Here is a 14,256-nt window from a genome sequence, read left to right as displayed (position 1 = left end):
CAGAGAAAAGAGAATAGGATGGCCAATATTCAATTTATTGGTTTTTATGTTTTTTTGGTTCATAGATTTCCAAAACCAACCTATAATTGACAGTATCCATAAAAGTAAAGGATGGCTCATGGAAATTCAGTTCTTAGGTGCGACCCAAACAGTCACCGGTTCAAAATATTTAGTGCAAACTAAAAATATGAAAGTGCTTGTCGACTGTGGTCTTTTCCAAGGTTATAAAGAATTACGTTTACGGAATTGGGCATCGATACCTATCCAGCCTCAAAATATTAATTATGTCTTGCTCACACATGCTCATATTGATCATAGTGGATATATTCCATTACTGGTAAAAAATGGATTCCAGGGGAAAATAATTTGTACTGAGGCGACATATGATTTATGTAAAATATTATTGCCTGATAGCGGCTATCTTCAGGAAGAGGAAGCGTTTTATGCAAATAAAAGAAGTTATTCCAAACATCATCCTTCCCTACCCCTTTATACTCGGGAAGATGCTGAATTTTCACTCAACTATTTTCATCCTATAGACTTAAGTAAGCAGTTTAAAATGGATGATGATTTTTATGCAAGCTTTCATTATGCAGGTCATATTCTTGGAGCATCTTTTATACGAATTTGTCATCATAATGTATCTGTACTTTTTTCAGGTGATCTTGGTCGAGCACAGGATCCTATTATGAATCCACCCCAAGCACCATTAGAGTCAAATTATTTAGTTGTCGAGTCCACCTATGGTAATCGTTTACATGAGAAAACGAATCCTGAGGAACAACTTGGAGAAATAATTAACCGCACAGTAAAACGAGGCGGTATCGTATTAATCCCTGCCTTTACGGTCGGTCGCACACAATGCTTGTTGTATTACATCCAACAATTAAAATCAAAAAAAGTAATTGCAGATATTCCTGTTATTGTTGATAGTCCGATGGCTACAGATGCGACAAAAATCTTTTCTCGTCATGCAAATGAAAATCGATTATCCGTCCAGCAATGTGCTGAACTATGTGGTATTGCTCAATATGTGCGTACCACAGAAGAGTCTATTGCACTAAGTCAACAGAAAATGCCCATGATTTTAATCTCTGCTAGCGGGATGGCCACCGGGGGTCGAGTAGTACATCATATCCGAAATTTTGCTCCCAATTCTAGGAACACCATACTCTTCAGTGGCTTTCAAGCAGGTGGTACTCGGGGTGATAGAATAGTTCGTGGTGAGAAAGAAATAAAAATGTTCGGACAAATGGTTCCAATTCATGCTGAGGTAATACAGATGGATAACACATCCGCACATGCAGATTATGTTGAAATACTGTCTTGGTTGGCGCACTTAAAAAACGCGCCCAGGAAAATTTTTATTACCCATGGTGAAAAAGAATCTGCCGAATCTCTTAAAGTAAAAATTGAACAAAAATTTCATTGGAATTGTGTGATCCCTAACTATTTAGATAAAGAAAAATTAAGATGAATAACAACTCGAATAATAGATTAAGTAAACTGAAGTTAGTCAAATTAGGGATTGAGACGAGACAGGATTTTATTCTTTTTATACGTGCAGATTGTTTTATTTGTATCTCGGAAGGATTTGAAATACAAGCACGAGTGATTGTTCACTTAAATAAAAAATCCATAATTGCATCATTGAATATTATTCATTCGGATATCTTACAAAAGGGTGAGGCCAGTCTTTCTGAAAACGCTTGGGAACACATTGGTGCAAAAGAAGGAGACTTTATTAACATATCTCATCTACTTCCTGTACCTTCTATAGATTATGTGCGTTCTAAAATATATGGGAACGCGTTATCAGCCTCTCAACTTTATGAAATTATCAGCGATATTGTAGCCGGCAAATATTCCAATATACATTTGTCGAGTTTTATCACTGCTTGTGGTAATGATAACCTCAGTATTAAAGAAATTATTTACCTAACACAAGCCATGGTTAAAACAGGTAAGCAACTGCATTGGAACGACCCTATCATTCTTGATAAACATAGCGTAGGAGGTATTCCTGGCAACAGAACAACTCCCATTGTTGTAGCTATTGTAGCTGCAGCGGGACTCATTATTCCCAAAACCTCGTCCCGAGCAATTACGTCTCCTGCGGGTACTGCCGATACTATTGAAACGATGACAGAAGTAAATCTGCCTCTTTCGAAAATACAAAAGGTAGTTGCACGTGAAGGAGGATGCATAGTTTGGGGTGATGCATTAGGTTTAAGTCCGGCCGATGATATTCTTATTCGGGTAGAAAGAGTTCTGGATATTGATCCAATGGGCCAAATGATAGCCTCTGTACTTTCCAAAAAAGTTGCCGTTGGTGCTACGCATGTCCTTATAGATGTTCCGGTTGGGCCGACAGCAAAAATTCGTTCTGAGTCTGAGTTTTTCAAATATCAAAAATATTTTTCTTTGGTAGGCGATGCTCTTGATTTGAATGTTATTACTTTAAGAACAAATGGAAATCAGCCTATTGGAAAAGGTATCGGCCCAGCGTTAGAAGCAAAAGATATCTTGGCTGTATTACATAATGATAAGGATGCTCCTATCGATTTAAAAAATAAAGCAATTACACTTGCTGCGATCTTACTTGAGTTGGGGAAAAAAATACCCCTTCAGCAAGCCACAGAGTTAGCGATAAACCTATTGGAACGTGGTACTGCATTAAAAAAATTCTTAGCAATTTGTGAAGCCCAGGGTGGTTTTAAAGTTCCTCCTACTGCATCATTTACACATGACGTTGTTGCGAACCAAAATGGATTTATTACTGAAATTGATAATCGGGATCTAGCTAAAATAGCGAAATTGGCAGGAGCTCCTTATGAGCCTGCAGCAGGTATTGAATTTTTTGCAAGATTAGGTACGCAAGTGGAAAAAGGACAATTGTTGTATCGAATTCATGCAGAGTCTAAAGGAATATTGAACTACGCATGTACCAATGCTTTATCCATGCCCAATATTATTAAAATCACACCTGAAAAAATATAAGAGCAATAATATGGACAAGCCTATTCTTTTTTCATTACCAGGAAACAAAAAACTGACCCAAGCGTTAAGCAATAAACTGTCTATTGAAATTGGCAAAGCAGAAATACATCAATTCCCTGATAGCGAATCTTATGTTCGAATTAATTCAGATGTTAAAAATAAAAAGGTTTTTTTAGTCTGTACTCTTGCTCATCCTAATAGCAAAATACTAGCGCTTATATTTATGGCTAGAACTCTTAAGGAGCTTGGAGCAAATAAAATTTGCTTAGTAGCACCTTATCTCGCTTATATGCGGCAAGATAAACGCTTTCATTCTGGTGAAGCGATTACATCGACTATTTTTGCTCAGTTACTTTCAAGCTGCATCGATGGAATGATTACTATTGACCCGCATTTACATCGCATACATCAGCTCTCTGAAATATACAGTATGCCTTCGCTGCTAACACTACATGCTACAAAAAATATTTCTGAATGGATATCTTCCCATATTAAAAATCCTATTTTGATAGGACCTGATGAAGAAAGTAAGCAATGGGTTTCTGAAATAGCCAATTTCAGCAATCTTTCTTTTGTAGTTGCTCAAAAAAAACGTCTGGGTGATAAACAAGTTGTTGTATCTTTACCTAAGATACAGAACATTGAGAATACTCCTGTTCTTGTGGATGACATCATTTCTTCGGGAGCAAGCATGTTTGAATCGCTAAAACAACTGATAAACAATGGCTTTAAAAATCCAATATGTATTGGTGTTCATGCTCTTTTTAATAAACAAACAGAAAATATGCTCTTACGTGCAGGAGCAAAACAACTCATTACTTGTAATACTGTAATACATTCAACAAACCAAATAGATGTTTCTAACATTCTTGCAAAAGGGATTGTTGAATTATGTTAAAAAATTTAATTAATTCAATGGAATATGATGGCTTCAATCCAATATAAGTATCACTGGCAATCGTATATTGCATTTTTTTCATTAATTGCTATTAGTGTACATCTATTTATGCGTTTTTTTGCTCCCTCATTCTCATTGTTTCCACTGTTCTTTCTCATCATTATCGGGGGAATACCCCTATTTTTACAAATTTTGTTTAAATTATTACAGGGCAATTTAGGTGCCGACCTATTAGCAGCAATTGCTTTAATAACCAGTGTTATTTTAGATGAATATCTTGCCGCCTCCCTAATTATCCTAATGCTAGCGAGCGGTCAAACTTTAGAAGTTTTCGCAATGCGTAAAGCCTCTTCAGTATTACATACCCTGGTAGAACGTATGCCATCAATTGCTCATCGAAAAATAGCCACAGGTGTGGAAGATATTCCATTACAAGAAATTCATATCGATGATGAACTATTAATTTATCCTCATGAAACGTGTCCGGCAGATGGTATCGTTATAGAAGGACATGGCTCCATGGATGAGTCCTACCTGACTGGGGAACCTTATCAAATATCAAAAGCGCCAGGTACCCATGTTTTATCTGGAGCTATTAATGGGGAATCGTTGTTGGTAGTAAAAACAACCTCCCTCCCTTCAGATTCACGATTTGCCGCTATTGTTAAGGTGCTTGAAGAGGCGGAGCAAAAACGGCCTTCGATTAGGCGTTTAGGAGATCAAATTGGGGCGATTTTTGCGCCAGTTGCACTTACTTTTGCATTTGCTGCCTGGTATTTTACCGGCGACTCATTACGTTTTCTTTCTGTTCTGGTGATTGCTACACCTTGTCCATTATTAATAGCTATTCCGATTACGTTGATCAGTGCCATCTCAAGAGCAGCGAAACAAGCAATTATCATTAAAGATCCAACCGTTTTGGAACGATTAATCACCTGTAAAACTGCTATTTTTGATAAAACAGGTACTCTTACTTATGGGAAACCTACTCTAACAGATATTATACCTGCTGCAAATTATCAATCAGCACCAATTCTGCAATATGTTGCAAGTATAGAGCGATATTCTAAACATCCGCTAGCAAATGCTGTATTAAATGCGGCAAAAAAAGAGAATATAACGCTACTTAGCTCTGTAAATGTTTCTGAGGAACCTGGACAGGGATTACAAGGCACTATTAATCAACACCTCATTCAAATTACCGGACGAAAAAAATTATTAGAAAACCACCCTCAATATGCCAATTTACTTCCTCCGACAACACCTGGTTTAGAGTGCATTGTTTTAGTTGATAGCGAATATGCTGCCGCATTACATTTTCATGATGCTCCCCGATCAGATAGCAAATCATTTATCAGCCATCTCGCACCCTATCATCAATTTAAAAAAATTATGCTTGTATCAGGAGATCGTGAATCTGAAGTGAGTTATTTAGGGAGCTTATTAAGTGTGACTGAGCTGCATGCATCCCAAAGTCCTGAACAAAAACTTGCTCTTGTTCGGCAGGAACGATTAAAGGCTCCAACGGTTTTTATGGGAGACGGTATTAATGATGCACCAGCATTAACAGCTGCTACAGTTGGAATTGCTTTTGGGCAAGCCAGTAGTGTTACAGCTGAAGCAGCTGGGGCGGTAATTATGGGAAATACATTAAGAAAAGTAGACGAATTAATCCACCTCAGCTTATATACCCGTAAAATCGCATTACAAAGTGCTCTTGGAGGAATGGTTCTGAGTCTTATTGGTATGATATTTGCCGCGATGGGATTTATTAATCCTGTTGCCGGTGCGGTTTTACAGGAACTAATTGATATTCTTGCCATTCTTAATGCATTAAGATTGACATGGGGCACAAAAATTAAAATAGATTTAACGAATGATGCAGAATAAACTATCCAGAAAATATTTAAATTGTAAGCATGTGGATGCATGCGCTTGAAAAAGAAGAAGAATATTGATGCAAGAAACACTCTGGCTTTCAGTTATAATGGCGTACTTTTTAGGAGTTCGCCATGGTTTTGATCTGGATCATTTGGCAACTATAGATTCGATGACAAGAATCGTTGGTCCACATCGGAACCTCTCTAAAATCGTAGGTTTTTTATTCTCCTTGGGACATGGCATGGTAGTCATTTTAATCAGTCTAATCATAGGTAATGGATTTACGCCAACCTATATTCCAGAATGGCTGAACGGGGTTGGCGATGGCATCTCCCTTACTTTTCTCTTTGTATTTGGCTCATTAACTCTTTGGAACGTTTTTCAATCCCCAGCAAAATCACCAATACCTACCAGTTTTAAAAATTATTTATCCAGGAAAATAATCAAGAAAAATATTAATCCCATCTATATTGTATTTATTGGGATACTCTTTGCTTTTTCTTTTGATACAGTAAGTCAGGTCGTTTTATTTTCACTTTCAGCTAAAACAATGGCAGGATTTTTGTTTTCAGGATTATTAGGGGTTGTGTTTATGTTTGGAATGATGACGTCAGATGGACTGAATGGTTTATTTATCTCAACGTTGCTCCAACGCGCTGATACAATGTCTTTATTATTGTCACGCATGTTTGGGTTAATCATTGCGTTTTTTACTCTCATTGTTGGCATAATGAACTGCCTCACAATATATTTTTCATAGAGTATTGATATGCACGAATTATGGTTATGCCAAAGCATTCTTGAGATTATTAAGGAAAATACAGCTAAAAAAGGGCATGCTCAAGTAAAAAAAGTAATTTTGGAGATTGGTCAGCTTGCTGCGGTTGAAAAAAACGCTTTAATTTTTAGTTTTAACATCGCAAGTAAAGGAACTGTAGCGGAGAATGCAGTGCTTGAAATCATTGATGTCCCAGCAGAGGCATTCTGTGAGTCTTGCAAAAAAGTAGTTCCTTTGCGACAGTATTATGAGGAATGCGCCGCATGCGGTAGTCATTCATTAGAGATTCTTCAAGGTGAAGAATTACGTGTTCAATCAATGGTGGTAGAATAATGTGTGGAATATGCGGTTGTTCTGAAGAAAATAATGCGTTTGATCACCATGAACATGAACATGAACATGAACATGAACATGAACATGAACATGAACATGAACATGAGCATCATACTCATGACAAACATTTAATTCATATTGAGCAAAATATTTTAGCCAGGAATCAACAGTTTGCCCTGGAGAATAAAAACTATTTGATCAATAAAAATGTTTTGGCAATCAATATGATGTCTAGCCCAGGCTCAGGTAAAACGACTCTTTTGGCAAAAACAATCCAGGATTTAAAAGCCAGCTTAAACATTGCTGTTATTGTTGGTGATCAACAAACAAACCATGATGCTGAATTAATTCAAGCACATGGCGGCAGTGCGCTTCAGATAAATACTGGAAAAGTCTGCCACCTGGACGCGCACATGGTGAGCCATGCATTAGAAGATCTTCCTATAGAAGAAAAGTCACTATTATTTATTGAAAATGTAGGTAATCTTGTTTGCCCCGCATTATTTGATTTAGGTGAGCAGTTTAAAGTAGTCATACTTTCAGTGACCGAAGGGGATAATAAACCACTTAAGTATCCGGAGATGTTTCGTTGTGCCGATTTAATACTCATCACTAAAACCGACCTGCTCCCTTATGTAGATTTTAAAATCGAGCAATGTATTGAATATGCACGTCGGATCAAACCCAATGTGAATATAATCACTCTCTCTGCTACTCAAAGACACGGCTTGGATGACTGGTATCGCTGGTTAAAACAAAAAATGATATGAACGAACACTCATGAAAATGAAGCGCCTGCAGATTAGTATTCAAGGTCAAGTTCAGGGAGTTGGTTTTAGGCCTTATGTATATCGGATAGCTAAACTACTCCAGTTAACCGGTTGGATAAAAAATAACGCTGTGGGTGTTTTATTGGAGATTCAAGGAATCTTAGCAGACCAATTTGTCTCTTATTTAAAAGTCAACTTACCTCCACTTGCTAAAATAAAATACATTCAACTTAAAACAGTCCCTGCTAAAACAAATGAAAATACATTTAACATTATTGAAAGTGAACAAGGTAAGTCGAATACGATTATCTCTCCTGATACCTGCATTTGTTCAGAGTGTTTAAAGGAGCTCTTTGATCCCCTGAGCCACTATTTTCGCTATCCTTTTTTAAATTGTACTCAGTGCGGCCCTAGATTCACGATTACACAAAATCTTCCCTATGATCGCTGCAATACATCCATGGACGCTTTCCCTCTGTGCCAACAGTGTGAAGCAGACTATCAAAATCCTGATAATAGACGCTATCATGCCCAACCTACTGCGTGCACTCACTGCGGCCCCCAACTTTCATTATCCATAGAAGAAATCGCACAATTTCTATTACACGGAGAAATAATTGCTTTAAAAGGTCTGGGTGGCTATCAACTTCTTTGTGATGCCAGCAATGAAACGGCTGTATTCAAACTTCGAGAAAGAAAAAAACGTGACAAAAAGCCATTTGCCCTGATGTTGGCTAATAGCACAAGTGTTGCGGGCATTGCTGAACTCAGTAAACAGTCTCGAGCTTTATTGGAAAGTCGCGAACGACCTATAGTCTTACTCAAAAAAAAGATTGAACTTGCGGGGGTTGCTCCAAATTTAAATCACTTTGGAATCATGCTCCCTTATACTCCTTTGCATTTTTTACTTTTTAATGCATTTGCCGGCAACAAAAATGGCTGTGATTGGCTGGATGAATATCAACCTATGATTTTAGTAGTTACCAGTGCCAATTTAGGTGGCGACCCACTCATTAAGGAAGATATCAGCGCCGCACATGAGCTTAGAACTATTGCAGATAAAATTGTCACCTACAATCGAGAAATTATCATGCGCATCGACGATTCAGTAATGTGTCTTATTCATGATGCTCCTCTGCATGTTCGACGTGCTCGCGGTTTTTTACCTGTTCCCATTCAGCTGCCATATGCTATCCCTCCCACCCTCGCTGTTGGGGGACATCTTAAAAATACTTTTTGTATTACTCGTGGTGATGAGGCTTTTGTTTCACAACATATAGGAAGCCTAAATAATAAGGCAACAATTGGTTTCTTTCATGAATCATTAAACCATTTATTAGGTTTTCTAAATGTAAAACCAGAACGAATTGCCCATGATTTACACCCTGATTTTTATACGACTCGATTTGCGAGATCATATGGCATACCTGCATTTGCAATTCAGCATCATCACGCCCATTTGGCTTCAGTTATTGCAGAACATGGCATCCAAAAACAAGTCCTTGGTTTGGCATTGGATGGATATGGATATGGTTTAAATGGGGAGGCCTGGGGAGGCGAACTCTTGTTACTGAATCATGATTCATTTGTACGGCTCGGATCGTTCCAGCCTCTTTTACAACCTGGAGGAGACATCGCAGCACGTGAACCATGGAGAATGGGTGCAAGTGTTTTACATTTTTTAGGCAGAAGCAAGGAAATTGTCAAACGATTTCCAAACTGCCCCCAAGCCAATTTGATCCACCAGCTTTTAGATAAAAAAATAAACAGCCCCAGTACCAGCAGCTGTGGACGTTTATTTGATGCAGCAAGTGCTTTATTAGGAGTACAACTGATATCACAATATGAAGGACACGCTGCAATGCAATTGGAAAGTCTGGTAACTCATTTACACATCATCCCTAATGGCTGGCAAATGAACGATCATTATTTTGATATGATGCCCACATTGGAACAGTTATTGGACTTAAACAATTCCATAATGGGGGCCAATCTCTTTCATGGAACACTCATAGCTGGTCTTGCAGAATGGATTAAAAAAATAAGTCGAGAAAAAAATATTGATACTGTAGTATTAAGTGGCGGTTGCTTTTTGAATCAAGTAATGGCTGAGGGATTAATCAAAACACTCAGTACATACGGGATCACTTCTCTATTACCACGAAAACTGCCGCCCAATGATGGTGGCATTTCTTTGGGGCAGGCCTGGATTGGTGGAATAAAAGGATAATCTTATGTGTTTAGCAATACCCGCACAAATTACACAAATTCTTGATGAAGAAAGAGCCTTAATTAATTTAGGCGGTATCGTCAAAGAAATTTCAATAGCTTTATTAGACAAGGTAACTGAAGGTGATTACGTTATTATCCACGTCGGGTATGCCTTAACACGATTAGACGAGGAAGAAGCTCTAAAAACCTTAAACCTATTTGCACAAATGGCCCAGGGTGCCTCTATATGAAATACATCGAAGACTTTAGAAATGGCAATTTTGCGAAAGTACTTTCTAAAGAAATTGCTGCTCAAGTGAATCCCAATCAATTCTATCAATTTATGGAGTTTTGTGGTGGACATACCCATGCCATCCATCGCTATGGGATTCCAAGCTTGCTGCCCAATAACATTGAGATGATCCATGGCCCAGGCTGTCCTGTTTGTGTACTACCAATGACCATCACGGATAAAGCGATTGCATTAAGCTCTTTACCTAATGTTATCCTTAGCACTTATGCAGACATGATGCGTGTTCCTGGTACTGGGCAAAAAACTCTATTACACGCTAAAGCATTAGGGGCTGATATTCGAATGATTTACTCAGCAAATGATGCTTTAAAAATAGCCCAGGAAAATCCCCAAAAAGAAGTGATATTTTTTGCCATTGGCTTTGAAACAACAACACCGCCAACGGCATTGGTAATAAAACAGGCAAAAAAATTGAAACTCTCTAATTTTAGTGTTTTTTGCAATCATGTCTTGACGCCTGTCGCTATGGACAGCTTACTGCAATCCGACGAAGTCAAATTAGATGGATTTGTTGGTCCAGCACATGTCAGCATAGTTATTGGAAGTAAACCCTATGAAGCAGTGTGTAAAAAATATCATAAACCTATTGTGATTTCAGGCTTTGAACCTTTGGATTTGTTACACTCCATTTTAATGTTAATAAAACAACTCAATGAAAAACGTTGCGAAGTAGAAATTCAATATACACGTGCAGTAAATCATTTAGGCAATGCGATGTCTCAAGAAATTATGGCCGAAGTTTTGGAATTACGTGATCAATTTGAATGGCGCGGCCTTGGATTTATTCCAAAAAGTGCTTTAAAAATTAGAGCAGAATATGCTGAATTTGATGCGGAACAACGTTTTCAATTACCTGATTCTGTCTCTCAAGAACACAAACAATGTCTTTGTGGTGAAGTACTTCGAGGGGTTAGAAAACCGATGGAATGTAAATTATTTGCTAAAGCATGTGTGCCAGAAAATCCATTAGGCTCATGTATGGTTTCTTCTGAAGGGGCATGTGCTGCTGTATATGCTTATGGACGGATAAATGCATGATGACTGAAGCCACAATAACCAAAAAAATTAAAACACCCAGACTTAATTTTAAAGAAGGAATAATTAATTTAACTCATGGCAGCGGTGGTCGAATTATGGCTCAATTAATCGATCAATTATTTTTAGCCTCTTTTGATAATGAATGGTTAGCTCAAAAAAATGATCAAGCCTGTTTTTCAGTATCACCTGGCCAAATGGTCATGACCACAGATTCTTATGTTATTTCGCCTTTATTTTTTCCCGGAGGTGATATTGGATCTTTGTCTGTTCACGGGACAATCAATGATATCGCAATGTCTGGTGCAAAGCCATTATACTTATCGACCAGCTTCATAATAGAAGAAGGATTTCCACTTGCTGATTTACAAAAAATTGTAGCGTCCATGGCTCATGCGGCAAGGCATGCAGATATCGCAATTATTACTGGCGATACTAAAGTAGTTGAGCGCGGAAAAGGAGATGGTATTTTTATTACTACCACTGGAATTGGGGTAATCCCTGAAGGAATTCATATTTCAGGTAACCAAGCAAAACCGGGGGATCGTGTCATTGTCAGTGGCTATATTGGTGATCATGGCATTACGGTTATGGCACATCGTAATAATTTGCAATTTCAAACAAAAATACAATCTGATACAGCATCGTTGCATGATTTGGTGCGTTGCATGACCCATGCTGTACCCAATATCCATTGTTTACGTGATCCTACCCGCGGAGGACTTGCCACAACGTTAAATGAATTGGCATTACAATCAAATGTTGGATTCAGGATTGATGAAAACAAAATTCCAATTCGTACTGAAGTCGCTAGTGCCTGTGAATTACTAGGTCTGGATCCTTTGTATGTTGCTAATGAAGGAAAGCTAATTGCTATTTGTCCATCCAATAATGCAAACAAACTATTGGCAGCAATGCGTTCACATCCCTTAGGACTCTATGCGGAAGATATTGGTGAAGTCATTGAAGATGAGCGTCATTTTGTTCAACTAAAAACAAAATTAGGCGGGATGAGAATTATTGATTGGCTGGCAGGAGAGCAATTGCCACGAATTTGTTAAAGGAATTTTTATGACATCGTATTTTTTACCTTACACGCAATTGCAAAACCTCTTTCAAGTATTACAAGATGCTGGTTTTTCCTGTGTTGGCCCTCAAATGCGAGATGGCGCTATTGTTTATGATGTACTCAAACATGCAGATCAGTTGCCCTGGGGTATGCGCGATATTCAAACTCCAGGTAGTTACACTTTAGAAAAAATTCCAGAAGACAAAGCTTTTGCTTTTGCTAATGGGCCTCAAGCGATAAAGCCCGTATTATTTAAACCCCAGGAAACAGTATGGAAAGTAGAGCGTAACACAGAGGGAAAATTAACGTTTAAACCACATCAAGCAGAGGAAATACCCGTTGCACTCATTGGCGCACGATCTTGCGATTTAGTAGCAATGAATATTCAGGATAAAGTATTTATTGAGAGTGCACATCCTGATCCACGCTATAAAAAACGCCGTGAGCAATTATTTATCGTTGCCGTACATTGTACGTACTCCTCTGAAAATTGTTTCTGCGTTTCAGCAGGAACCGGGCCTGAAGTGAGGAACCCTTTCGATATTCTTATGACTGAAATTGTTGATGGATTTGTAGTCATCTCAGGTAGTGAGCGTGGTGAAAAAATTATTAGCAATTTGGATTTAATCGAAGCTAAACCTGCCCAATGCAATGAGTCAATAAAAAATGTTGCGCAAGCCGGTGCAATGCAAACCAAAAGAATCCCATTAAATAACAAACGTGAATTACGTGATTTATTGTTTTCCAATTTAAATCACCCCCGCTGGGATGAGGTAGCAGAAAGATGCCTCTCTTGCGGGAATTGCACTTTGGTATGTCCTACTTGTTTTTGCCATACTGAAGTAGAAAAACCGAGCTTAGACGGTACCCAAAGTGAGCATCAACGGGAGTGGGATTCTTGTTTTACAACAGGCCATAGTAATTTGAATGGAAAAATAATCCGTGAGGATACTCGAAAACAATACAGGCAATGGCTAACTCATAAAGTAGGCAGCTGGTTTGATCAGTTTGATACAAGTGGCTGCGTGGGCTGCGGCCGTTGTATGACCTGGTGTCCAGTCGGAATTGACATTACTGAAGAATTAGCAGCGATTTCAGGTGAATCCAATGTAAGGAGTAAACAAAGTGATTCAACCCAATGATCCTTATGTACCCCTTGAAGCTGAAATTATAGAACGTATCCAGGAGTCACCTAGCATTTTTACCCTGCATTTACGTTTTCTTGATGCATCACTTCATGACACATTTAATTTTTATCCAGGCCAATTTAATATGCTCTACCTTTATGGGGTTGGCGAAGTCGCTATTTCCATTGTATCTGATCCCGAAAAAAAACATATTTTGACTCACACCATCCGGGCTGTAGGTCGAGTGACCCGAGCATTACAGAAATTGCAAGAAGGAGATAGAATCGGGGTTCGTGGTCCTTATGGCCGCGGTTGGCCTCTTCAGCAAACACAAAATAGGGATATTATTGTGATCACAGGAGGGCTTGGATGCGCGCCTTCCGTGTCAATTATTGATTATATCTTAGCAAGAAGAAAACAATACGGTAATTTAAGTATCTTACAAGGTGTGAAACACAGTGATGATTTTATTTTTAGAAAAAAATATGCGGTATGGGAAAAAGCACCGGATACTAAAATTCATATTGCGGCAGATCAAGCAGGCCCCAAATGGCCATGGAGCGTTGGTTATGTAACGGATATGATTGATAAAATCAATCTAACTCCAGAAAATACTGTAGTAATGATGTGTGGACCCGAAATCATGATGCACACGGCGATCAATCTGCTTAAGAAGAAAGAGATTTCTGAAGATAACATCTATTTGAGTATGGAACGAAATATGGAATGCGGGATTGGACAGTGTGGTCATTGTCAATATGGTGGATTTTTTATATGCAAAGATGGTCCTATTTTTGCTTATTCAGAAATTAAGGAATTATTTAAGGTACCAGGATTTTAA

The 14,256-nt window shown here is 38.3% G+C and carries 13 protein-coding genes; all 13 read left to right on the top strand.

Annotation, left to right across the window (positions count from 1 at the left end; genetic code table 11):
• The first annotated feature begins 118 nt into the window (after positions 1-118).
• The 13 genes from FOLKNPGA_RS06315 to FOLKNPGA_RS06255 all read left to right on the top strand — a co-directional run bounded on the left by FOLKNPGA_RS06315 (position 119) and on the right by FOLKNPGA_RS06255 (position 14,256).
• Positions 119-1,477: an MBL fold metallo-hydrolase RNA specificity domain-containing protein gene (locus FOLKNPGA_RS06315; protein ID WP_182352192.1), complete on the top strand. Its 1,359-nt coding sequence runs from the start codon at positions 119-121 to the stop codon at positions 1,475-1,477.
• Positions 1,474-3,000, top strand: coding sequence for a thymidine phosphorylase family protein (locus tag FOLKNPGA_RS06310; protein ID WP_182352191.1), 1,527 nt, complete (start codon positions 1,474-1,476; stop codon positions 2,998-3,000). Before FOLKNPGA_RS06315 ends, FOLKNPGA_RS06310 begins: the two co-directional genes overlap by 4 nt.
• A 10-nt stretch (positions 3,001-3,010) precedes the next feature.
• The gene (locus FOLKNPGA_RS06305) at positions 3,011-3,898 is read left to right on the top strand and encodes a ribose-phosphate diphosphokinase (protein ID WP_182352190.1); all 888 of its coding nucleotides are present in this window, start codon (positions 3,011-3,013) and stop codon (positions 3,896-3,898) included.
• A gap of 27 nt (positions 3,899-3,925) precedes the next feature.
• Entirely contained in the window at positions 3,926-5,788 is a 1,863-nt protein-coding gene (locus FOLKNPGA_RS06300) for a heavy metal translocating P-type ATPase (protein ID WP_182352781.1), read from the top strand.
• 67 nt (positions 5,789-5,855) lie between these two features.
• Entirely contained in the window at positions 5,856-6,539 is a 684-nt protein-coding gene (locus FOLKNPGA_RS06295) for a DNA repair protein (RefSeq protein WP_182352189.1), read from the top strand.
• Between the two features lie 9 nt (positions 6,540-6,548).
• Positions 6,549-6,890 (top strand): hydrogenase maturation nickel metallochaperone HypA, encoded by a 342-nt coding sequence (hypA, locus tag FOLKNPGA_RS06290; RefSeq protein ID WP_182352188.1) that lies wholly within the window; start codon positions 6,549-6,551, stop codon positions 6,888-6,890.
• Positions 6,890-7,660 (top strand): hydrogenase nickel incorporation protein HypB, encoded by a 771-nt coding sequence (hypB, locus tag FOLKNPGA_RS06285; RefSeq protein ID WP_182352187.1) that lies wholly within the window; start codon positions 6,890-6,892, stop codon positions 7,658-7,660. The genes hypA and hypB overlap by 1 nt, the downstream gene beginning before the upstream one ends.
• A 10-nt stretch (positions 7,661-7,670) precedes the next feature.
• Positions 7,671-9,890 carry a carbamoyltransferase HypF gene (gene hypF, locus FOLKNPGA_RS06280; protein ID WP_182352186.1) on the top strand — a complete coding sequence of 740 codons (2,220 nt, stop codon included), beginning with the start codon at positions 7,671-7,673 and terminating at the stop codon, positions 9,888-9,890.
• A 4-nt stretch (positions 9,891-9,894) separates the two neighbouring features.
• Positions 9,895-10,122 (top strand): HypC/HybG/HupF family hydrogenase formation chaperone, encoded by a 228-nt coding sequence (locus tag FOLKNPGA_RS06275; protein WP_182352185.1) that lies wholly within the window; start codon positions 9,895-9,897, stop codon positions 10,120-10,122.
• The gene (gene hypD / locus FOLKNPGA_RS06270; RefSeq protein WP_182352184.1) at positions 10,119-11,222 is read left to right on the top strand and encodes a hydrogenase formation protein HypD; all 1,104 of its coding nucleotides are present in this window, start codon (positions 10,119-10,121) and stop codon (positions 11,220-11,222) included. The genes FOLKNPGA_RS06275 and hypD overlap by 4 nt, the downstream gene beginning before the upstream one ends.
• Entirely contained in the window at positions 11,222-12,280 is a 1,059-nt protein-coding gene (gene hypE / locus FOLKNPGA_RS06265; protein WP_182352780.1) for a hydrogenase expression/formation protein HypE, read from the top strand. The genes hypD and hypE overlap by 1 nt, the downstream gene beginning before the upstream one ends.
• A 10-nt stretch (positions 12,281-12,290) precedes the next feature.
• Entirely contained in the window at positions 12,291-13,430 is a 1,140-nt protein-coding gene (locus FOLKNPGA_RS06260) for a 4Fe-4S dicluster domain-containing protein (RefSeq protein WP_182352183.1), read from the top strand.
• Positions 13,414-14,256 carry an FAD/NAD(P)-binding protein gene (locus FOLKNPGA_RS06255; RefSeq protein ID WP_182352182.1) on the top strand — a complete coding sequence of 281 codons (843 nt, stop codon included), beginning with the start codon at positions 13,414-13,416 and terminating at the stop codon, positions 14,254-14,256. Before FOLKNPGA_RS06260 ends, FOLKNPGA_RS06255 begins: the two co-directional genes overlap by 17 nt.

The organism is Legionella sp. PC1000 (assembly GCF_014109805.1).
GTDB classification, from domain to species: Bacteria; Pseudomonadota; Gammaproteobacteria; order Legionellales; family Legionellaceae; genus Legionella; species Legionella resiliens.
The sequence above is the reverse complement of the archived record's forward strand: the minus strand, read 5'-3'. Positions and strand labels throughout refer to the sequence as shown.